This window comes from Ochrobactrum sp. PL_is483 (assembly GCF_055816855.1).
Genome location: NZ_JBVPGS010000028.1, coordinates 1 through 17842 on the forward strand (window position 1 = coordinate 1; position 17842 = coordinate 17842).

30 protein-coding genes are annotated in these 17842 nt (G+C 57.1%); all 30 read left to right on the forward strand.

What is annotated here, in order from left to right:
- The coding region (locus AC0TNJ_RS05000; RefSeq protein WP_314309432.1) for an EF-Tu C-terminal domain-related protein at nt 1-137 on the forward strand (137 nt) is incomplete at its 5' end.
- A 64-nt stretch (nt 138-201) separates the two neighbouring features.
- Nucleotides 202-510: a 30S ribosomal protein S10 gene (gene rpsJ, locus AC0TNJ_RS05005; RefSeq protein WP_002964363.1), complete on the forward strand. Its 309-nt coding sequence runs from the start codon at nt 202-204 to the stop codon at nt 508-510.
- 29 nt (nt 511-539) lie between these two features.
- Nucleotides 540-1256: a 50S ribosomal protein L3 gene (gene rplC / locus AC0TNJ_RS05010; RefSeq protein WP_122001588.1), complete on the forward strand. Its 717-nt coding sequence runs from the start codon at nt 540-542 to the stop codon at nt 1254-1256.
- Nucleotides 1256-1876 (forward strand): 50S ribosomal protein L4, encoded by a 621-nt coding sequence (rplD, locus tag AC0TNJ_RS05015; protein WP_109987721.1) that lies wholly within the window; start codon nt 1256-1258, stop codon nt 1874-1876. Before rplC ends, rplD begins: the two co-directional genes overlap by 1 nt.
- Nucleotides 1873-2166, forward strand: coding sequence for a 50S ribosomal protein L23 (locus tag AC0TNJ_RS05020; protein WP_006467028.1), 294 nt, complete (start codon nt 1873-1875; stop codon nt 2164-2166). Before rplD ends, AC0TNJ_RS05020 begins: the two co-directional genes overlap by 4 nt.
- A 21-nt stretch (nt 2167-2187) precedes the next feature.
- Entirely contained in the window at nt 2188-3021 is an 834-nt protein-coding gene (gene rplB / locus AC0TNJ_RS05025; protein WP_122001589.1) for a 50S ribosomal protein L2, read from the forward strand.
- 15 nt (nt 3022-3036) lie between these two features.
- Nucleotides 3037-3315, forward strand: a complete 279-nt coding sequence (gene rpsS, locus AC0TNJ_RS05030; protein WP_006467026.1) for a 30S ribosomal protein S19 — start codon at nt 3037-3039, stop codon at nt 3313-3315.
- Nucleotides 3316-3317: 2 nt separating this feature from the next.
- A complete protein-coding gene (rplV, locus tag AC0TNJ_RS05035) occupies nt 3318-3707 on the forward strand; it encodes a 50S ribosomal protein L22 (RefSeq protein ID WP_006467025.1) in 390 nt (129 codons plus the stop codon).
- Complete coding sequence (rpsC, locus tag AC0TNJ_RS05040) at nt 3707-4417, forward strand: 30S ribosomal protein S3 (RefSeq protein WP_122001590.1); 711 nt, start codon at nt 3707-3709, stop codon at nt 4415-4417. Before rplV ends, rpsC begins: the two co-directional genes overlap by 1 nt.
- Nucleotides 4418-4454: 37 nt before the next feature.
- Nucleotides 4455-4868 (forward strand): 50S ribosomal protein L16, encoded by a 414-nt coding sequence (gene rplP / locus AC0TNJ_RS05045; protein WP_006467023.1) that lies wholly within the window; start codon nt 4455-4457, stop codon nt 4866-4868.
- A gap of 11 nt (nt 4869-4879) precedes the next feature.
- Nucleotides 4880-5080 carry a 50S ribosomal protein L29 gene (gene rpmC / locus AC0TNJ_RS05050; protein ID WP_006467022.1) on the forward strand — a complete coding sequence of 67 codons (201 nt, stop codon included), beginning with the start codon at nt 4880-4882 and terminating at the stop codon, nt 5078-5080.
- A gap of 11 nt (nt 5081-5091) precedes the next feature.
- A complete protein-coding gene (gene rpsQ, locus AC0TNJ_RS05055) occupies nt 5092-5334 on the forward strand; it encodes a 30S ribosomal protein S17 (protein WP_104756409.1) in 243 nt (80 codons plus the stop codon).
- A 68-nt stretch (nt 5335-5402) separates the two neighbouring features.
- Nucleotides 5403-5771, forward strand: coding sequence for a 50S ribosomal protein L14 (gene rplN / locus AC0TNJ_RS05060; RefSeq protein WP_004683923.1), 369 nt, complete (start codon nt 5403-5405; stop codon nt 5769-5771).
- 12 nt (nt 5772-5783) lie between these two features.
- Nucleotides 5784-6095 (forward strand): 50S ribosomal protein L24, encoded by a 312-nt coding sequence (gene rplX / locus AC0TNJ_RS05065; protein ID WP_006467020.1) that lies wholly within the window; start codon nt 5784-5786, stop codon nt 6093-6095.
- A complete protein-coding gene (gene rplE / locus AC0TNJ_RS05070) occupies nt 6088-6645 on the forward strand; it encodes a 50S ribosomal protein L5 (protein ID WP_122001591.1) in 558 nt (185 codons plus the stop codon). Before rplX ends, rplE begins: the two co-directional genes overlap by 8 nt.
- A gap of 26 nt (nt 6646-6671) precedes the next feature.
- On the forward strand, nt 6672-6977 hold the full coding sequence (gene rpsN / locus AC0TNJ_RS05075; RefSeq protein ID WP_006467018.1) for a 30S ribosomal protein S14: 306 nt from the start codon (nt 6672-6674) through the stop codon (nt 6975-6977).
- Between the two features lie 10 nt (nt 6978-6987).
- Nucleotides 6988-7386 (forward strand): 30S ribosomal protein S8, encoded by a 399-nt coding sequence (gene rpsH, locus AC0TNJ_RS05080; RefSeq protein WP_006467014.1) that lies wholly within the window; start codon nt 6988-6990, stop codon nt 7384-7386.
- Between the two features lie 38 nt (nt 7387-7424).
- Nucleotides 7425-7958, forward strand: coding sequence for a 50S ribosomal protein L6 (gene rplF, locus AC0TNJ_RS05085; RefSeq protein WP_006467012.1), 534 nt, complete (start codon nt 7425-7427; stop codon nt 7956-7958).
- A gap of 12 nt (nt 7959-7970) precedes the next feature.
- On the forward strand, nt 7971-8333 hold the full coding sequence (gene rplR / locus AC0TNJ_RS05090; protein ID WP_006467011.1) for a 50S ribosomal protein L18: 363 nt from the start codon (nt 7971-7973) through the stop codon (nt 8331-8333).
- A gap of 41 nt (nt 8334-8374) precedes the next feature.
- On the forward strand, nt 8375-8935 hold the full coding sequence (rpsE, locus tag AC0TNJ_RS05095; RefSeq protein ID WP_006467009.1) for a 30S ribosomal protein S5: 561 nt from the start codon (nt 8375-8377) through the stop codon (nt 8933-8935).
- A 67-nt stretch (nt 8936-9002) separates the two neighbouring features.
- Complete coding sequence (gene rpmD / locus AC0TNJ_RS05100; protein WP_002967737.1) at nt 9003-9200, forward strand: 50S ribosomal protein L30; 198 nt, start codon at nt 9003-9005, stop codon at nt 9198-9200.
- Nucleotides 9201-9220: 20 nt separating this feature from the next.
- On the forward strand, nt 9221-9691 hold the full coding sequence (gene rplO / locus AC0TNJ_RS05105; RefSeq protein WP_002964343.1) for a 50S ribosomal protein L15: 471 nt from the start codon (nt 9221-9223) through the stop codon (nt 9689-9691).
- 161 nt (nt 9692-9852) lie between these two features.
- Complete coding sequence (secY, locus tag AC0TNJ_RS05110) at nt 9853-11193, forward strand: preprotein translocase subunit SecY (protein ID WP_122001592.1); 1341 nt, start codon at nt 9853-9855, stop codon at nt 11191-11193.
- Entirely contained in the window at nt 11190-11774 is a 585-nt protein-coding gene (locus tag AC0TNJ_RS05115) for an adenylate kinase (RefSeq protein WP_121983769.1), read from the forward strand. The genes secY and AC0TNJ_RS05115 overlap by 4 nt, the downstream gene beginning before the upstream one ends.
- 297 nt (nt 11775-12071) lie before the next feature.
- Entirely contained in the window at nt 12072-12440 is a 369-nt protein-coding gene (rpsM, locus tag AC0TNJ_RS05120) for a 30S ribosomal protein S13 (protein WP_006467002.1), read from the forward strand.
- Between the two features lie 127 nt (nt 12441-12567).
- The gene (gene rpsK, locus AC0TNJ_RS05125; RefSeq protein ID WP_002964339.1) at nt 12568-12957 is read left to right on the forward strand and encodes a 30S ribosomal protein S11; all 390 of its coding nucleotides are present in this window, start codon (nt 12568-12570) and stop codon (nt 12955-12957) included.
- Between the two features lie 115 nt (nt 12958-13072).
- A complete protein-coding gene (locus AC0TNJ_RS05130; RefSeq protein ID WP_122001593.1) occupies nt 13073-14086 on the forward strand; it encodes a DNA-directed RNA polymerase subunit alpha in 1014 nt (337 codons plus the stop codon).
- 101 nt (nt 14087-14187) lie between these two features.
- Entirely contained in the window at nt 14188-14616 is a 429-nt protein-coding gene (rplQ, locus tag AC0TNJ_RS05135; RefSeq protein ID WP_006467000.1) for a 50S ribosomal protein L17, read from the forward strand.
- Nucleotides 14617-14814: 198 nt separating this feature from the next.
- Complete coding sequence (locus AC0TNJ_RS05140) at nt 14815-16239, forward strand: DegQ family serine endoprotease (protein WP_473770468.1); 1425 nt, start codon at nt 14815-14817, stop codon at nt 16237-16239.
- 87 nt (nt 16240-16326) lie between these two features.
- The gene (locus tag AC0TNJ_RS05145; protein WP_473770469.1) at nt 16327-17643 is read left to right on the forward strand and encodes a replication-associated recombination protein A; all 1317 of its coding nucleotides are present in this window, start codon (nt 16327-16329) and stop codon (nt 17641-17643) included.
- Nucleotides 17644-17842: the final 199 nt, after the last annotated feature.

The following is a 17842-nucleotide window of genomic DNA, read 5'->3' on the forward strand; positions in this document are numbered from 1 at the left end:
TGGTCATGCCTGGCGATAACGTCGCCATGGACGTTACCCTGATCGTGCCGATCGCGATGGAAGAGAAGCTTCGCTTCGCTATCCGTGAAGGCGGCCGCACCGTCGGTGCAGGCATCGTCTCCTCGATCATCGAGTAATGAAGGTTTGTGCAGGAACGCTCGCTTCAGAGCGAGCGTTTCCGCGTAACAAGGAACAGATGAAATGAACGGTCAAAACATCCGCATTCGCCTGAAGGCGTTTGATCATCGGATCCTTGACGCTTCGACGCGGGAAATCGTGTCGACTGCCAAGCGTACCGGTGCAAATGTGCGCGGACCGATCCCGCTTCCAACGCGGATCGAGAAGTTCACGGTTAACCGGTCGCCGCACATCGACAAGAAGAGCCGCGAGCAGTTCGAGATGCGCACGCACAAGCGTCTTCTCGATATCGTTGACCCGACCCCGCAGACGGTGGACGCGCTGATGAAGCTCGATCTGTCCGCCGGTGTCGATGTCGAGATCAAGCTTTAATCGGCTTGAGGACGGAAGGAACGAACCCGATGCGTTCAGGTGTTATTGCACAGAAGCTGGGCATGACCCGCGTCTATAACGACGCTGGAGAGCATGTGCCGGTGACGGTTCTCCGCATGGAGAATTGCCACGTGGTAGCTCAGCGTACAGTTGAAAAGAACGGTTACACGGCTGTTCAGCTTGGCGTTGGTATCGCCAAGGTAAAGAACACGTCCAAGGCTATGCGCGGTCATTTCGCGAAGGCCGAGGTCGAGCCGAAGGCGAAGGTCGCGGAATTCCGCGTTTCGCCGGATAACCTCCTCGAAGTCGGCGCTGAAATCACCGCCGAACACTTCGTCGCCGGCCAGAAGGTCGACGTGACGGGTACTTCGATCGGTAAGGGCTTTGCCGGTGTTATGAAGCGTCATAACTTCGGTGGCCATCGTGCTTCGCACGGTAACTCCATTACCCACCGCGCTCACGGCTCGACCGGTCAGCGTCAGGACCCGGGTAAGGTGTTCAAGGGCAAGAAGATGGCTGGTCACATGGGCCAGACCCGCGTAACCACGCAGAATATTGAAGTTGTCTCGACGGACAGCGATCGCGGCCTGATCCTGGTTCGCGGTGCGGTTCCGGGCTCCAAGGGCGCCTGGATCCTCGTGCGCGACGCGGTAAAGGTTTCGCTGCCTGAGAACGCGCCGAAGCCGGCCGCTCTGCGTGCAGGTGCCGCGAAGGCTGAAGCTGCCGTGACTGAGGGAGCCGAATAATGGATCTCACGATTACCACTCTTGAAGGCAAGGATGCCGGCAAGGTCAAGCTGAACGAAGAAATCTTCGGTCTCGACCCGCGTGACGACATTCTCCAGCGCGTCGTGCGCTGGCAGCTGGCTCGCCGCCAGCAGGGCTCCCATAAGGCTCAGGGCCGTGGCGACGTAAGCCGCACCGGCGCCAAGATGTACAAGCAGAAGGGTACGGGCCGCGCTCGTCACCATTCGGCTCGCGCTCCGCAGTTCCGCGGCGGTGGTCAGGCTCACGGACCAGTTGTCCGTTCGCACGATCACGATCTGCCGAAGAAGGTTCGCGCTCTTGGCCTGCGTCATGCCCTGTCTGCAAAGGCAAAGGCATCCGACCTGATCATCATCGATGATCTGGCTGCAACGGAAGCCAAGACGAAGCAGCTTGTTTCGCAGTTCGCCAAGCTCGGTCTCGAAAATGCACTCCTTATCGGCGGTGCAGAGATCGACGTGAACTTCCAGCGCGCGGCTTCGAACATCCCGAACATCGACGTTCTGCCAGTGCAGGGCATCAATGTTTACGACATCCTTCGCCGCGGCAAGCTCGTTCTTTCCAAGGCGGCTGTCGAAGCCCTTGAGGAGCGTTTCAAATGACTGATCTTCGCCATTACGACGTGATCGTCAGCCCGGTTATCACCGAGAAGTCCACCATGGTTTCCGAACACAACCAGGTGGTCTTCAACGTAGCCCGCAAGGCAACGAAGCCGGAAATCAAGGCTGCAGTCGAAGCGCTGTTCGGCGTCAAGGTTACGGCAGTCAACACTGCAGTGCGCAAGGGTAAGGTCAAGCGGTTCCGCGGCCTTATCGGGCGCCAGAGCGACGTCAAGAAAGCGATCGTTACTTTGGCCGAAGGCCAGAGCATCGACGTTTCGACCGGTCTCTGAGAGGCCATGGAGTAAGAGACAATGGCACTCAAGCATTTTAATCCGATCACGCCAGGCCAGCGTCAGCTGGTCATCGTGGACCGTTCGGAACTCTACAAGGGCAAGCCGGTCAAGTCCCTGACCGAAGGTCTGTCCAAGAAGGGTGGCCGTAACAACACCGGTCGTATCACCGTCCGTTATCAGGGCGGCGGTCACAAGCGTTCGTACCGTTTCGTTGATTTCAAGCGCCGCAAGCTTGACGTCGTCGGCACTGTCGAACGTCTGGAATACGATCCAAATCGTACTGCGTTCATCGCGCTGATCCGTTACGAAGACGGTGAACTGGCCTACATCCTGGCTCCGCAGCGTCTGGCTGTCGGCGACAAGGTTGTTGCAGGCAATTCCGTCGACGTGAAGCCGGGCAACGCAATGCCGCTCGCTTCCATGCCGGTTGGCACGATCATTCATAACGTCGAGCTGAAGCCGGGCAAGGGCGGTCAGATCGCACGTTCGGCTGGCACATATGCCCAGCTCGTCGGCCGCGATCAGGGCATGGCCATTCTGCGCCTCAACTCCGGTGAACAGCGTCTGGTTCCAGGTGCCTGCTTCGCTTCGGTCGGTGCAGTGTCCAACCCGGACCATGGCAACATCAACGACGGTAAGGCCGGTCGTTCGGTATGGCGTGGCAAGCGTCCGCACGTTCGCGGCGTTGCAATGAACCCGGTCGATCACCCGCATGGTGGTGGTGAAGGTCGTACTTCGGGTGGTCGTCACCCTGTCACTCCGTGGGGCAAGCCTACGAAGGGCAAGAAGACGCGCTCGAACAAGTCGACCGACAAGTTCATCATGCGTTCGCGCCATCAGCGCAAGAAGTAAGAGAGGTAGTCTGAAGTGGCTCGTTCAGTTTGGAAAGGTCCGTTTGTCGACGGCTATCTTCTCAAGAAGGCTGAGAAGGTACGCGAAGGCGGTCGTAATGAAGTTATCAAGATGTGGAGCCGCCGCTCCACCATCCTGCCGCAGTTTGTCGGCCTGACTTTCGGCGTCTACAACGGCAACAAGCATGTGCCGGTGTCGGTTTCGGAAGAAATGGTCGGACACAAGTTCGGTGAATTCGCGCCTACGCGTACCTATTACGGTCACGGCGCGGACAAGAAGTCGAAGAGGAAGTAACGATGGGCAAGGCTAAAGCTCCCCGTCAGCTCAAGGACAACGAGGCTCAGGCCGTTGCCCGCACGCTGCGCGTCAGCCCGCAGAAGCTGAACCTTGTTGCGAGCATGATTCGCGGCAAGAAGGTGAATGCGGCACTTGCCGATCTGACGTTCTCGCGCAAGCGGATCGCCGATACGGTGAAGAAGACGCTTCAGTCCGCAATTGCGAACGCTGAAAACAACCATGATCTCGACGTCGATGCTCTGATCGTCGCCGAAGCTTATGTCGGCAAGTCGATCGTCATGAAGCGCTTCCACGTCCGCGGACGTGGCCGCGCCAGCCGTATCGAAAAGCCGTTTTCGCATCTCACCATTGTTGTCCGCGAAGTCGCGGAAAAAGGGGAGGCCGCATAATGGGTCAGAAGATTAATCCGATCGGTCTTCGTCTCGGCATCAACCGCACCTGGGATTCGCGTTGGTACGCGAATACCGGTGAGTACGGCAAGTTGCTGCATGAAGATGTCAAGATCCGCGAGTTCCTCTCCGAAGAACTCAAGCAGGCCGCGATCTCCAAGATCGTGATTGAGCGTCCGCACAAGAAGTGCCGCGTGACGATCCATTCGGCACGTCCCGGCATCATTATCGGCAAGAAGGGTGCAGACATCGAAAAGCTCCGCAAGAAGCTTTCCGAGATGACCAATGCCGATACGTCGCTCAACATCGTCGAAGTTCGCAAGCCGGAAATCGACGCTACGCTGATCGCCCAGTCGATCGCTCAGCAGCTCGAACGCCGTGTGGCATTCCGTCGCGCCATGAAGCGTGCCGTTCAGTCGGCAATGCGTCTTGGAGCCGAAGGCATCCGTATCAACTGCTCGGGTCGTCTGGGTGGCGCGGAAATCGCTCGCATGGAATGGTACCGTGAAGGTCGCGTTCCGCTTCATACGCTGCGCGCCGATATTGACTACGGCACGGCAGAAGCGAAGACCGCTTATGGTATCTGCGGCGTGAAGGTCTGGGTCTTCAAGGGCGAAATCCTTGAACACGATCCGATGGCTTCCGAGCGTCGTGCGGTCGAGGGTGACAATCAGGGTTCCTCGTCGAACCGCCGCCGCGAAAACGCTTAAAAGCGGGCCGCGGGCGAGAAATTTGGAGTAGAGAACAATGATGCAGCCTAAGCGCACCAAGTTCCGCAAGCAGTTCAAGGGCCGTATTCACGGCAACTCGAAAGGCGGCACGGATCTGAATTTCGGTGCATTCGGTTTGAAGGCCGTTGAGCCGGAACGCGTCACTGCACGTCAGATCGAAGCGGCTCGCCGCGCGATCACCCGTCACATGAAGCGTGCCGGTCGCGTGTGGATCCGCATCTTCCCTGACCTGCCGGTAACTTCGAAGCCTACCGAAGTCCGTATGGGTAAAGGTAAGGGTTCGGTTGACTACTGGGCGTGCCGTGTGGCACCAGGTCGCGTGATGTTTGAGCTTGACGGTGTCCCTGAAGATGTGGCACGGGAAGCCCTCCGACTCGGCGCAGCAAAGTTGCCGATCAAGACGCGCTTTATCCAGCGCATTGCTGAATAAGAGAGGCAACGATGAAAGCCGCAGACGTTCGGGCGAAGAGCCTCGATCAACTGAATGACGAGCTGGGCACCCTGAAGAAAGAGCAGTTCAACCTGCGCTTTCAGAAGGCCACCGGCCAGCTCGAAAAAACCGCGCGCGTGAAGCAGGTTCGCCGCGACATCGCGCGTATCAAGACTATTGCCCGCCAGAAGGCGGCCGCAAGCAAGGCATAAGGAAGAATATAATGCCTAAACGCGTTCTGCAGGGCGTTGTCGTCAGCGACAAGAATGACAAGACTGTTGTGGTCAAGGTTGAGCGGCGCTATTCGCATCCGCTTCTCCAGAAGACCGTGCGTCAGTCTAAGAAGTACAAGGCGCATGACGAAAACAACCAGTTCAAGGTTGGCGATCAGGTTTCCATCCAGGAATCGGCCCCAATCTCGAAGGACAAACGCTGGGTCGTTCTGACGAACGAAGCAGCAGGCTAAATTATAAACACGCAGCTTAGGTAGGGCAGGAGCCCTTAACCAGCTGAGAGGAAAGAAGGCGGCCAGTCATGATTCAGATGCAAACAAACCTCGACGTGGCGGATAATTCCGGCGCACGTCGTGTCATGTGCATCAAGGTGCTGGGCGGCTCGAAGCGGCGTTACGCTTCCGTTGGTGACATCATTGTGGTGTCGATCAAGGAAGCTATTCCGCGCGGCCGCGTCAAAAAGGGTGACGTGATGAAGGCGGTTGTTGTACGCACCGCCAAGGATATCCGTCGTCCGGACGGCAGCGTTATTCGTTTCGATAACAATGCAGCCGTTCTCATCGATAACAAGAAAGAGCCTATCGGCACGCGTATCTTCGGACCGGTTCCGCGCGAACTTCGCGCAAAGAACCACATGAAGATCATCTCGCTGGCTCCGGAAGTTCTGTAAGGAAGCAAGACGATGCAGAAGATTCGCAAAGGCGACAGCGTTGTCGTGCTGTCCGGTAAGGACAAGGGCCGTAAGGGCGAAGTTCTCAAGGTTATGCCGAAAGACGAGCAGGCGCTCGTTCGCGGTATCAACATTGTAAAGCGCCATCAGCGTCAGACCCAGACCCAGGAAGCCGGCATTATCTCCAAGGAAGCGCCGATCCACCTGTCCAACCTGGCAATTGCTGATCCCAAGGACGGCAAGCCGACTCGCGTCGGTTTCCGCGTCGAGGACGGCAAGAAGGTTCGTGTCGCAAAACGTTCTGGAGCGCTGATCGATGGCTGAAGCTAAGGCACTTCCCCGCTTCAAGAAGCTTTACAACGAAAATATTCGTAAGGCTCTGCTTGAAGAATTCAAATACGACAACGAGATGCAGATTCCGCGCATCACCAAGGTTGTCCTCAACATGGGCGTTGGCGAAGCCACTGGCGATTCCAAGAAGCCTGCGGTTGCTGCTGAAGACCTCAGCCAGATCGCTGGCCAGAAGGCTGTCATCACGCGCGCCCGTAACTCGATCGCAACGTTCAAGTTGCGTGAAGGCATGCCGATCGGCACGAAGGTTACCCTTCGCCAGGACCGCATGTACGAATTCCTTGATCGTCTTGTCACGATCGCTCTTCCTCGCGTCCGCGACTTCCGCGGCCTGAACCCGAAGAGCTTTGACGGCCGCGGCAACTATGCCATGGGCATCAAGGAGCACATCGTGTTTCCGGAAATCAACTACGATAAGGTTGATCAGATCTGGGGCATGGACATCATCGTTTGCACGACCGCCAAGACGGATGATGAAGCACGCGCTCTTTTGCGTGCATTCAACTTCCCCTTCCGGCAGTAACGGCAAGCGTAGCGAGGTATATTAATATGGCCAAGACTAGCGCAGTCGAAAAAAACAAGCGCCGCGAAAAGTTGGTTAAGCGTCACGCTGGCAAGCGTGCACGTCTGAAGGCGATCGTAATGGATCAGGGCCTTCCGCTGGAAGAGCGCTTCCGCGCCACCATCCGGCTTGCCGAACTGCCGCGCAATTCATCGAAGGTTCGTATTCGCAACCGTTGCGAAGTTTCGGGCCGTCCGCGTGGTTACTACCGTAAACTGAAGATGTCGCGTATTGCGCTCCGTCAGTTGGGTTCGCTCGGTCAGGTACCGGGCATCGTCAAGTCGAGCTGGTAAGGAGTAGCATATGTCTGTGTCAGATCCTATCGGCGATATGCTGACCCGTATCCGCAACGCAGTAGGCCGCAAGAAGACCAAGGTTACGACCCCGGCTTCGAAGCTGCGCGCCCGCGTTCTGGATGTCCTTCAGTCTGAAGGATACATCCGCGGATACACGCAGAGTGAATTCGTGAACGGCAAGGCCGAGATCGAAATCGAACTGAAGTACTACGAAGGTGTTCCGGTTATCCGTGAGATCAGCCGCGTATCGAAGCCTGGCCGTCGCGTTTACGTGTCGGTCAAGTCGATCCCGCAGGTCGCGAACGGCCTCGGCATCTCGATCCTCTCCACGCCGAAGGGCGTGATGGCGGATCATGAAGCCCGTGAACAAAACGTTGGTGGTGAGCTGCTCTGCCGCATCTTCTGATGCGGCTGACAGCGAACAGATAAAAGACAGGTATCAAAATGTCTCGTATCGGTAAAAAACCCGTGCCGGTCCCGGCAGGCGTGACCGCCAGTGTTGATGGGCAGATCGTCAAGGCAAAGGGCGCGAAGGGTGAACTCTCCTTCGTCGTGCACGATGAAGTTCTGGTCAAGATGGAAGACGGCGCTGTCAGCGTCGATCCGCGCGATCAGTCGAAGGAAGCTCGTTCGAAGTGGGGCATGTCCCGCACGATGATCTCCAACATTTTTGTTGGCGTGAAGGACGGCTTTGAAAAGAAGCTCGAAATCAGCGGCGTCGGTTACCGCGCTGCCATGCAGGGCAAGAACCTGCAGCTTTCGCTCGGCTTCAGCCACGAAGTGGTCTACGACGTGCCTGCTGGCATCACTGTTGCTGTTCCGAAGCCGACGGAAATCGTCGTTTCGGGTATCGACAAGCAGCAGGTCGGTCAGGTCGCGGCTGAGATCCGCGAATATCGCGGCCCCGAGCCTTACAAGGGCAAGGGCGTCAAGTATGCTGGCGAGAAGATCGTCCGCAAAGAAGGCAAGAAGAAGTAAGGGAAGCGCGTCATGGCATCGCCAAAAGAAACTTTGCAGCGTCGCGCTGCTCGTGTACGCCGCCAGGTCAAGGCTGTCGCCAATGGCCGTCCGCGTCTCAGCGTGCACCGTTCTTCCAAGAACATCTACGCCCAGATCATCGACGACGTCCGCGGCGTTACGCTTGCGGCGGCTTCGACCCTCGATGGCGACCTCAAGGGCAAGCTCAAGACCGGTGCCGACTCCGCAGCAGCCGCTGCTGTTGGCAAGCTGGTTGCTGAGCGCGCCGTCAAGGCTGGCGTCAAGGACGTAGTGTTCGACCGTGGTGCATTCATTTACCACGGCCGTGTGAAGGCTCTCGCCGAAGCTGCTCGCGAAAGCGGCCTCAGCTTCTAATTAGCATTTGTGCTTCCGGAAAAGAAAAAGGAAATCAGGATATGGCACAGAGAGAACGTAACCGCGAAGATCGCGGCCGTGAGGAGCGCGACAGCGAATTCGTCGATAAGCTCGTTCACATCAACCGTGTTGCCAAGGTCGTCAAAGGCGGCCGTCGCTTCGGTTTTGCTGCGCTCGTCGTTGTTGGCGACCAGAAGGGCCGCGTAGGCTTCGGTCATGGCAAGGCACGTGAAGTGCCGGAAGCTATCCGCAAGGCAACCGAAGCTGCCAAGCGCGACATGATCTTCGTACCGCTGCGTTCGGGCCGTACGCTGCATCATGATGTTGAAGGCCGTCACGGCGCCGGCAAGGTTCTGCTTCGCGCAGCTCCTGCTGGTAAGGGTATCATCGCCGGTGGCCCGATGCGTGCAGTGTTCGAAACGCTCGGCGTTCAGGACGTTGTTGCCAAGTCGCTCGGTTCGTCGAACCCTTACAACATGGTTCGTGCGACGTTCGATGCTCTGAAGCATCAGATGCATCCGAAGGACATCGCTGCACAGCGCGGCATCAAGTACTCGACCCTTCAGGCTCGCCGCCATGATGTGGTCGGTTCGGAAGAATAGCCGATAGTTTGTGTTCGTCCGGGGCCGCTCAGGCGACCGGATACGCCATAGACAAGGGATTTGAGTGATGGCTGAGAAGAAGGGCAAGACGGTTACGGTCGAGCAGATCGGAAGCCCAATCCGTCGTCCAGCCGAGCAGCGTGCAACGCTGATCGGTCTGGGTCTTAATAAAATGCACCGCCGCAGCACGCTGGAAGATACTCCGGCGGTCCGTGGCATGATCGCCAAGCTTCCACACCTCGTTCGCGTTGTGGACGAGGCGTGATAGCGCAGGGAGATAGAGATATGAAACTCAACGATCTGCGTGACAAGCCAGGTTCGGTCAAGGCGCGCAAGCGTGTTGGTCGCGGTATCGGTTCGGGCACCGGCAAGACCGGCGGTCGCGGCGTCAAGGGTCAGAAGTCCCGTTCGGGCGTTTCGATCAATGGCTTCGAAGGCGGCCAGATGCCAATCTACCGCCGTCTGCCGAAGCGCGGCTTCACCAACATCTTCGCAAAGAGCTTCAACGTTGTATCGCTCGGCCGTATTCAGGCTGCTATCGATGCAGGCAAGCTCGATGCCAAGGCTGTTGTGAACCTCGATTCGCTGAAGGCTGCTGGCGTGATTCGTCGCGCCAAGGACGGCGTTCGCATCCTTTCGGACGGTGAACTGAAGGCAAAGGTTGCCTTCGAGGTAGCCGGTGCTTCCAAGGCTGCGGTCGAAAAGATCGAAAAGGCCGGCGGTAGCATCAAGCTTCCAGAAGCCGCTGCCGAATAAGGCTTCGATACAAAAATAAAAAGCGGCGGCCTTAGTGCCGCCGCTTGCACATTTATGCCAATGCGCATATCTGGGTAGGGTCTTTTCAGTCTCGAGGCGCGACCGCTATAGATTGCGCTGACGGGGGCGGAGGACCGGAGACTTTTCACCGGAGAAATTTAATGGCATCGGCTGCTGAACAGCTAGTTTCCAATCTCAATTTTTCGGCTTTTTCGAAGGCAGAAGAACTCAAGAAGCGCATCTGGTTCACGCTGGGGGCTTTGCTCGTATACCGGTTCGGCACCTATATTCCGCTTCCCGGCATCAATCCTGACGCGCTTGCGCAGGCTTTCCAGCAGCATAGCCAGGGTGTGCTCGGGCTCTTCAACATGTTCGCCGGTGGCGCCGTCGGTCGTATGGCCATTTTCGCGCTCGGCATCATGCCCTATATCTCAGCCTCCATTATCGTGCAGCTCATGACGTCGGTCGTCCCGTCGCTTGAAGCGCTGAAGAAGGAAGGCGAGGCGGGTCGCAAGATCATCAATCAGTACACGCGTTACGGCACGGTGCTTCTGGCGCTTGTGCAGGCCTACGCGATTTCAGTCGGTTTGCAGTCCGGTAACGGCATTGTCACCAGTCCAGGACCTTTCTTCATCGTTTCGTCGGTGATTACCCTTGTGGGTGGCACGATGTTCCTGATGTGGCTCGGCGAGCAGATTACGGCGCGCGGTATCGGTAACGGCATTTCGCTGATTATCTTCTCGGGCATTGTGGCCAACCTGCCGCATGCAATTTCCGGCACGCTGGAACTCGGTCGTACAGGCGCACTGTCTACAGGCCTTATTTTGGGTGTCATCATCCTTGCCGTTGTGCTGATCGCGGTCATCGTTTTTGTTGAACGCGCACAACGTCGCCTTCTGATCCAGTATCCGAAGCGTCAGGTCGGCAACCGTATGTTCCAGGGCGACACGTCGCATCTGCCTTTGAAGCTCAATACCGCAGGCGTTATTCCTCCGATTTTCGCCTCGTCGCTGCTGCTTCTGCCTGCGACGGTTGCAGGCTTTGCCAACACGACTGAAATGCCCGCCTGGGCGACGACAATTCTCAATGCGCTCGGTCACGGGCAGCCGCTTTACATGCTGTTCTATGCTGCATTGATGGCATTCTTCTGCTTCTTCTATACGGCCATTGTGTTCAATCCCAAGGACACCGCTGACCAGCTCAAGAAGCATTCCGGCTTTATTCCGGGCATCCGTCCGGGTGAGCGCACTGCCGAATACATAGACTATGTGCTGACACGCATCACTGTTGTCGGTGCCATCTATATCGTGCTTGTCTGTCTCCTGCCGGAATTCCTGATTTCCGCAACCGGTGTGCCGTTCTATCTCGGTGGCACCTCGCTGCTGATCGTTGTGAGCGTGACGCTCGATACGGTTGCGCAAATTCAGGGGCATCTGATCGCCCATCAGTATGAAGGGTTGATCAAGAAGTCCAAACTCAGAGGTGGGAAACGCAATAAATGAGACTGATACTTCTTGGGCCGCCCGGAGCAGGTAAGGGGACGCAGGCTGGACTTCTTACCAAGAAGCATGGGATTCCTCAGCTCTCGACCGGCGACATGCTGCGTGCGGCAGTCGCCCAGCAGAGTGAGATCGGGAAGCGCGCCAAGGCCGTGATGGATGCCGGGCAACTGGTTTCCGACGAGATCGTGAACCAGATCGTATCGGAGCGCATCGATGCTCCTGACTGCGCAAACGGTTTCATCCTCGACGGTTATCCGCGCACGGTTCCACAGGCTCAGGCTCTGGGAACGATGCTGGCGGGGAAGGGCTTGAAGCTCGACGCAGTTATTGAGCTGAAAGTCGATGAAAATGCTCTCGTCAAGCGGATGGAAAGCCGGGTGGCCGATACGATCGCCAAAGGCGGTCAGGTTCGTTCGGATGATAATCCGGAAGCTTTCCGCAAGCGCCTCGTGGAGTACCGCGAAAAGACTGCGCCGCTTTCCAGTTATTATGCAGGAACCGGTGAATTGCGCGTCATCAATGGCATGGCGCCGGTTGAAGAAGTTACTGCCGAAATCGAGAGAATTCTCGTTCCGGCGTGAAAATTGAAGAGGCTTGAAGAAGCCTTGTTCGAATACGGGCAGGGAAAGCGTGAAGCGTTTTCTGCCCGTTTATTGCTTCCAGAAGTTGCTTGGGTTGCCTGTTAGGCCGGTTTGATGGCTTTACGGACAGTTAAGAGTTGACTTTTTCGGGCGATTCCGTCAAAGACTGCGCCACTTCAACTGGTTTTGAATGGCGGGTATCGGCGGAAATCGAAAGAGGCCGGTACCGGTCATTTAATGCTGTCTGGTTGATCGCATCTGCCAGATGGAAATTTTTATAACTCAAGGAGAACAGACGTGGCACGTATCGCTGGCGTCAACATCCCGACGAACAAGCGCGTTGTTATTGCGCTTCAGTACATTCACGGGATCGGACCGAAATTTGCTCGGGAAATCGTAACGAAGGTTGGCATTGCTGACGATCGTCGCGTTAACCAGCTGTCGGATGCTGAAGTCCTTCAGATCCGCGAAGCAATCGATGCTGACTACCAGGTCGAAGGTGACCTGCGTCGTGAAGTTTCGATGAACATCAAGCGCCTGATGGACCTGGGTTGCTACCGCGGCCTGCGTCATCGTCGTTCGCTGCCGGTTCGCGGCCAGCGCACGCACACCAACGCACGCACTCGCAAGGGTCCGGCGAAGGCAATCGCAGGCAAGAAGAAGTAATATAGACGGGACGCAAGTTCCGTCGAGCCTTTCCGGTGTGCCGGTTGGGTTTGATGCTGGTCCTTTCTTGAGGACCGGTGTAGCCGCTGGAATTACGGCGGTGTAGAGATCGATTGAAAGGACTATCATGGCCAAGGAAGCCACGCGCGTTCGCCGTCGCGAGCGTAAAAACATCTCGTCGGGCGTTGCCCACGTAAATTCGACGTTCAACAACACCATGATCACCATTACGGATGCTCAGGGCAATGCGATTGCCTGGTCGTCTGCCGGTGCTCAGGGTTTCAAGGGTTCGCGTAAGTCGACCCCGTTTGCCGCACAGATCGCTGCCGAAGACTGCGCCAAGAAGGCACAGGAACATGGCATGCGCTCCCTCGAAGTCGAGGTTTGCGGACCGGGCTCTGGCCGTGAATCCGCGCTGCGCGCCCTTCAGGCTGCCGGCTTTGTGATCACGTCGATTCGCGATGTTACGCCGATCCCGCACAACGGTTGCCGTCCGCGCAAGAAGCGCCGGGTCTAATCCTCGTTCACATGCCGTACGAGCCTCGGGCTTTTCAAGTTCGGGGCTCCTCTGCGGTTTCTTCACTTGATCGCTACGATAGGATGGTAGCGACGGATGATAGAGGGATATCTATATGATCCAGAAGAACTGGCAGGAACTCATCAAGCCGAACAAGGTGGATTTCATCACCAACGGCTCCCGCACGCATGCAACCGTCGTCGCTGAACCGCTGGAACGCGGCTTCGGTCTGACGCTCGGCAATGCCCTGCGTCGCGTGCTTCTGTCGTCGCTTCGCGGCGCTGCCGTGACCGCCATTCAGATCGATGGCGTTCTGCATGAATTCTCTTCGATCCCGGGCGTCCGCGAAGACGTTACGGATATCGTTCTGAACGTCAAGGAAATCGCTATCCGTATGGAAGGCGAGGGCCCGAAGCGCATGGTCGTCCGCAAGGAAGGCCCAGGCGTCGTTACGGCTGGCGACATTCAGACCGTCGGCGATGTCGAGATCCTCAATCCGGATCACGTCATCTGCACGCTGGACGAAGGCGCTGAAATCCGCATGGAATTCACCGTCAACACCGGCAAGGGCTACGTGCCTGCCGACCGCAACCGCGCGGAAGATGCTCCGATCGGGCTTATCCCGGTTGACAGCCTGTATTCTCCGGTTCGCAAGGTGTCGTACAAGATCGAGAACACCCGTGAAGGTCAGGTTCTTGACTATGACAAGCTGACGCTGAACATCGAGACAAACGGCTCGGTTACAGGCGAAGACGCGGTGGCATATGCCGCTCGTATTCTCCAGGACCAGCTGGCGATCTTCGTCAACTTCGAAGAACCGCAGAAGGAAGCTCCGCAGGAACAGGTTGCGGAACTGGCTTTCAACCCGGCTCTGCTCAAGAAGGTGGACGAACTCGAACTGTCTGTCCGTTCGGCAAACTGCCTGAAGAACGACAACATCGTCTACATCGGCGATCTGATCCAGAAGACGGAAGCCGAGATGCTGCGGACTCCGAATTTCGGCCGCAAGTCGCTCAACGAGATCAAGGAAGTTCTGGCATCGATGGGTCTCCATCTCGGTATGGAAATCCCGTCCTGGCCGCCGGAAAATATCGAAGACCTCGCCAAGCGCTACGAAGACCAATATTGAGCATTTCCAGCGAAAGTGCGCCGCGGTTTCGCGTCGGATAATGCGTAAAATGAAAATGAGACCGGAAATATCCCGGCTAGAACTAATTAAGGAGAAGGCTCATGCGTCACGGTAACGGATACCGTAAGCTGAACCGCACTGCCTCGCACCGCAAGGCGATGTTCGCCAACATGGCTGCTTCGCTTATCGAACACGAGCAGATTGTGACGACGCTTCCGAAAGCTAAGGAAATTCGCCCGATCGTTGAAAAGCTTGTCACGCTCGGCAAGCGCGGCGATCTGCATGCCCGCCGTCAAGCTATCTCGGCTATTCGCGACGTCAAGCTCGTCGCAAAGCTGTTCGATACGCTGGCTGCTCGCTATGCAACCCGCAACGGCGGCTACATCCGCATCATGAAGGCTGGCTTCCGCGCTGGCGACAACGCGCCGCTGGCAGTTGTCGAGTTCGTGGAACGCGACGTCGATGCAAAGGGCAAGGCTGACCGCGCCCGCGTCGAAGCCGAACAGGCCGCTGAAGCAGATGCAGCGTAATCTGCGCTGATTTCTGATCAATAAAAGGGCCGCCTCGTGCGGCCCTTTTTGTTTGCTCATTTGACGGAAAATTGCACGGCTTTTATCCAACGTCACAATGTAGCCCTTTATCCTTGTCCTCAGTTGACTACATTCAAGATTGATTCATGTCCGCTTTCACAGAAGCGGCAGTAAGCTTGATAAGCGCGGAGTATGTGCATGAATTGGCGACGTCTAGGTATATTGGGGCTTGTACTGACAACCATCGGATTGGCTGTGCCGCCAGCTCTGGCGCAGGACGCGCCTGCGACGCCTCAAAAACAGATACCTCTCAATCGTGCCGATATGCAGTTGTCTTTCGCTCCGCTTGTGAAGGAAACAACACCGGCTGTTGTGAATGTCTATGCGGCGCGTCAGGTGCAGGCACGTTCGCCGTTTGCCGGTGATCCATTCTTTGAGCAATTCTTCGGCCGGCAGTTCGGTGAAAGCAAGCCGCGCATTCAGCAATCGCTCGGTTCCGGGGTTATCGTTGACAGTTCGGGTATCGTGGTGACGAACAATCATGTCATCAAGGATGCCGATGAAATCAAGGTCGCCCTGTCAGACGGTCGCGAGTTTGAAAGCAAACTGCTTCTGCGCGATGAAACAACAGACCTTGCCGTTCTCAAGATCGAATCCAAGGACAAGTTTCCGGTGCTTGGCCTCGGCAATTCCGATGACGTAGAAGTCGGCGATCTGGTGCTAGCCATTGGCAATCCATTCGGCGTTGGCCAGACGGTAACGAGCGGTATCGTTTCCGCGCAATCGCGCACTCAGGTCGGCATTTCCGATTTCGATTTCTTCATACAGACCGATGCGGCCATCAATCCCGGAAATTCGGGCGGTGCGCTGATCGACATGCGCGGACGCCTGATCGGTATCAACACTGCGATCTATTCGCGCTCCGGAGGCTCGGTGGGGATCGGGTTCGCGATTCCTTCGAACATGGTTCGCGCCGTTGTCGAGGCCGCCCAGAAGGGCAGCGCGAGTTTTGAGCGCCCTTATATCGGCGCTACTTTCCAGGGTGTGACCGCCGATTTGGCCGAAGGTCTCGGCATGGATAAGCCATACGGCGCCTTGATCACCGCGATCGCAAAGGGCGGTCCGGCTGAAGCTGCTGGGCTGAAAATTGGCGATGTGGTTTTGTCCGTTCAGGGCGTCCGCGTCGATAATCAGGACGTTCTTGGCTATCGTCTTTCGACTGCCGGCATTGGTAACACCGTGTCGATCGAAGTCATGAGGAAAGGAAAGAACCAGACCATCCCGGTGAAGCTCTCCAAAGCGCCTGCTGTGAAGGAAACGGAACCGCAGGTTATCGAAGGCGACAATCCCTTTGCGGGCGCATCCGTGCTTGAACTCACGCCTTCGACGGCTGCGAAATTGCGCCTCAAGCGCGATAGCCAAGGCGTGGCGGTCGTTGACGTCTATTCCGGTTCTCCGGCAGCACGTTTGGGCTTGCGCCCCGGCGATATCGTTCGCAGCATCAACGGAAACTCCATCCGCACCGTAGGCGATTTTACTGCGATTCTGGAAGCGGGGCGTGGCCTCGCGTGGCGGCTTGAAGTGGAACGCAACGGCATGCTGTTGCGCCAGTTTGTGCGTTAATCCGATGCCCGCCGATCGCTAAACGTTGCATGCCGCTTCGGGCCGCATTATGCCTGAGGCGGTATAGTCTTTTGATAGAGCAATGGAATGAGCGACCTTTTCTCAGCAGCGGCAGACCCGAACGCGGATCGCAACCGGCCGCTTGCTGACCGCCTGCGACCGAGACACTTGTCGGAAGTGACCGGCCAGGAGCATTTGACCGGGCCTGAAGGTGTGCTGACACGCATGATCGCGTCCGGCTCGCTCGGCTCCATGATCTTCTGGGGGCCTCCAGGTACCGGCAAGACGACGGTCGCTCGCCTGCTTGCCGGAGAGACCGATCTGGCGTTCGAACAGATTTCGGCGATCTTCTCCGGCGTTGCCGATCTCAAGAAGGTATTTGAAGCCGCCCGCGCGCGCCGCATGTCCGGTCGACAGACGCTGCTTTTCGTGGACGAAATTCATCGGTTCAATCGCGCGCAGCAGGATAGTTTTCTGCCGGTCATGGAGGACGGTACCGTTATCCTGATCGGCGCCACGACGGAGAATCCATCGTTCGAGCTCAATGCCGCTCTTTTGTCCCGGGCGAGGGTGCTGACCTTTCATCCCCATGATGGCGAAAGCATCGCAACCCTTCTGACCCGTGCCGAAGAGCAGGAGGAGCGTCCTTTGCCGCTGGACGAGGAGGCGCGTGCAAGCCTCATTCGCATGGCCGATGGAGACGGACGTGCTGCGCTGACGCTTGCCGAGGAAGTCTGGCGCGCTGCGCGCCCGGATGAGGTGTTCACGGCAGAAAAATTACAGGACGTGGTACAACGTCGCGCTCCGGTCTATGACAAGGGGCAGGATGGGCATTACAATCTGATTTCTGCGTTGCATAAGTCCGTTCGCGGATCGGACCCGGATGCGGCGCTCTATTATCTTTCGCGTATGTTCGATGCAGGCGAGGACCCCTTATACCTCGGTCGGCGGCTTGTTCGCATGGCGGTCGAAGACATAGGCCTTGCCGATCCACAGGCCCTTGTCATCTGCAATGCCGCCAAGGATGCCTACGACTATCTGGGGTCGCCGGAAGGTGAACTGGCGCTAGCGCAGGCTTGTGTTTATCTGGCGACCGCACCGAAATCGAACGCTGTTTATGTGGCCTACAAAGCATCGATGCGCGCTGCGAAGGAAAATGGTTCTCTGCTGCCGCCGAAGCATATCCTCAATGCGCCGACCAAGCTGATGAAGAACGAGGGGTATGGCGAGGGCTACGCTTATGACCATGATCAGCCGGATGCTTTTTCAGGGCAGGATTACTTTCCGGAAAGCATGGGAAGGCAGAAATTCTACGATCCCCCGGAGCGGGGCTTCGAGCGGGATATTCGTAAGCGCCTGGAATACTGGGCTCGCTTGCGACAGGAGCGCCAAGGACGACGCTGACCTCTGGAGCGGGTTTGCTTTTGGTGGGAGCGCTACAATCCCCATAGTTATCCACATTCGTCCACAGTTTGAGCCGCGGCCGCTTTGATCGCGGCTTTTGTTTTGCTTCTTCACACGGTTTTGAAGGTGCCGGAAAGGGACGGCCCATCGTTAGAAAGGTCTTTTTAATTTTTACGCTTTATCAATCTTTGCAAAGAGA

Bases quoted from the DNA above. Each gene is read 5' to 3' on its own strand.
- rplV (WP_006467025.1), top strand. From the start codon at position 3,318: ATGGGCAAGGCTAAAGCTCCCCGTCAGCTCAAGGACAACGAGGCTCAG.
- rpsJ (WP_002964363.1), top strand. From the start codon at position 202: ATGAACGGTCAAAACATCCGCATTCGCCTGAAGGCGTTTGATCATCGG.
- rplF (WP_006467012.1), top strand. From the start codon at position 7,425: ATGTCTCGTATCGGTAAAAAACCCGTGCCGGTCCCGGCAGGCGTGACC.
- rpsH (WP_006467014.1), top strand. From the start codon at position 6,988: ATGTCTGTGTCAGATCCTATCGGCGATATGCTGACCCGTATCCGCAAC.
- AC0TNJ_RS05140 (WP_473770468.1), top strand. From the start codon at position 14,815: ATGAATTGGCGACGTCTAGGTATATTGGGGCTTGTACTGACAACCATC.
- AC0TNJ_RS05145 (WP_473770469.1), top strand. From the start codon at position 16,327: ATGAGCGACCTTTTCTCAGCAGCGGCAGACCCGAACGCGGATCGCAAC.
- rplE (WP_122001591.1), top strand. From the start codon at position 6,088: ATGGCTGAAGCTAAGGCACTTCCCCGCTTCAAGAAGCTTTACAACGAA.
- rpmD (WP_002967737.1), top strand. From the start codon at position 9,003: ATGGCTGAGAAGAAGGGCAAGACGGTTACGGTCGAGCAGATCGGAAGC.
- rplB (WP_122001589.1), top strand. From the start codon at position 2,188: ATGGCACTCAAGCATTTTAATCCGATCACGCCAGGCCAGCGTCAGCTG.
- rplQ (WP_006467000.1), top strand. From the start codon at position 14,188: ATGCGTCACGGTAACGGATACCGTAAGCTGAACCGCACTGCCTCGCAC.
- rplR (WP_006467011.1), top strand. From the start codon at position 7,971: ATGGCATCGCCAAAAGAAACTTTGCAGCGTCGCGCTGCTCGTGTACGC.
- rpsQ (WP_104756409.1), top strand. From the start codon at position 5,092: ATGCCTAAACGCGTTCTGCAGGGCGTTGTCGTCAGCGACAAGAATGAC.
- rplN (WP_004683923.1), top strand. From the start codon at position 5,403: ATGATTCAGATGCAAACAAACCTCGACGTGGCGGATAATTCCGGCGCA.
- rplC (WP_122001588.1), top strand. From the start codon at position 540: ATGCGTTCAGGTGTTATTGCACAGAAGCTGGGCATGACCCGCGTCTAT.
- rpsK (WP_002964339.1), top strand. From the start codon at position 12,568: ATGGCCAAGGAAGCCACGCGCGTTCGCCGTCGCGAGCGTAAAAACATC.
- rplX (WP_006467020.1), top strand. From the start codon at position 5,784: ATGCAGAAGATTCGCAAAGGCGACAGCGTTGTCGTGCTGTCCGGTAAG.
- rplD (WP_109987721.1), top strand. From the start codon at position 1,256: ATGGATCTCACGATTACCACTCTTGAAGGCAAGGATGCCGGCAAGGTC.
- AC0TNJ_RS05130 (WP_122001593.1), top strand. From the start codon at position 13,073: ATGATCCAGAAGAACTGGCAGGAACTCATCAAGCCGAACAAGGTGGAT.
- AC0TNJ_RS05115 (WP_121983769.1), top strand. From the start codon at position 11,190: ATGAGACTGATACTTCTTGGGCCGCCCGGAGCAGGTAAGGGGACGCAG.
- rpsE (WP_006467009.1), top strand. From the start codon at position 8,375: ATGGCACAGAGAGAACGTAACCGCGAAGATCGCGGCCGTGAGGAGCGC.
- AC0TNJ_RS05020 (WP_006467028.1), top strand. From the start codon at position 1,873: ATGACTGATCTTCGCCATTACGACGTGATCGTCAGCCCGGTTATCACC.
- secY (WP_122001592.1), top strand. From the start codon at position 9,853: ATGGCATCGGCTGCTGAACAGCTAGTTTCCAATCTCAATTTTTCGGCT.
- rpmC (WP_006467022.1), top strand. From the start codon at position 4,880: ATGAAAGCCGCAGACGTTCGGGCGAAGAGCCTCGATCAACTGAATGAC.
- rpsN (WP_006467018.1), top strand. From the start codon at position 6,672: ATGGCCAAGACTAGCGCAGTCGAAAAAAACAAGCGCCGCGAAAAGTTG.
- rplP (WP_006467023.1), top strand. From the start codon at position 4,455: ATGATGCAGCCTAAGCGCACCAAGTTCCGCAAGCAGTTCAAGGGCCGT.
- rplO (WP_002964343.1), top strand. From the start codon at position 9,221: ATGAAACTCAACGATCTGCGTGACAAGCCAGGTTCGGTCAAGGCGCGC.
- rpsC (WP_122001590.1), top strand. From the start codon at position 3,707: ATGGGTCAGAAGATTAATCCGATCGGTCTTCGTCTCGGCATCAACCGC.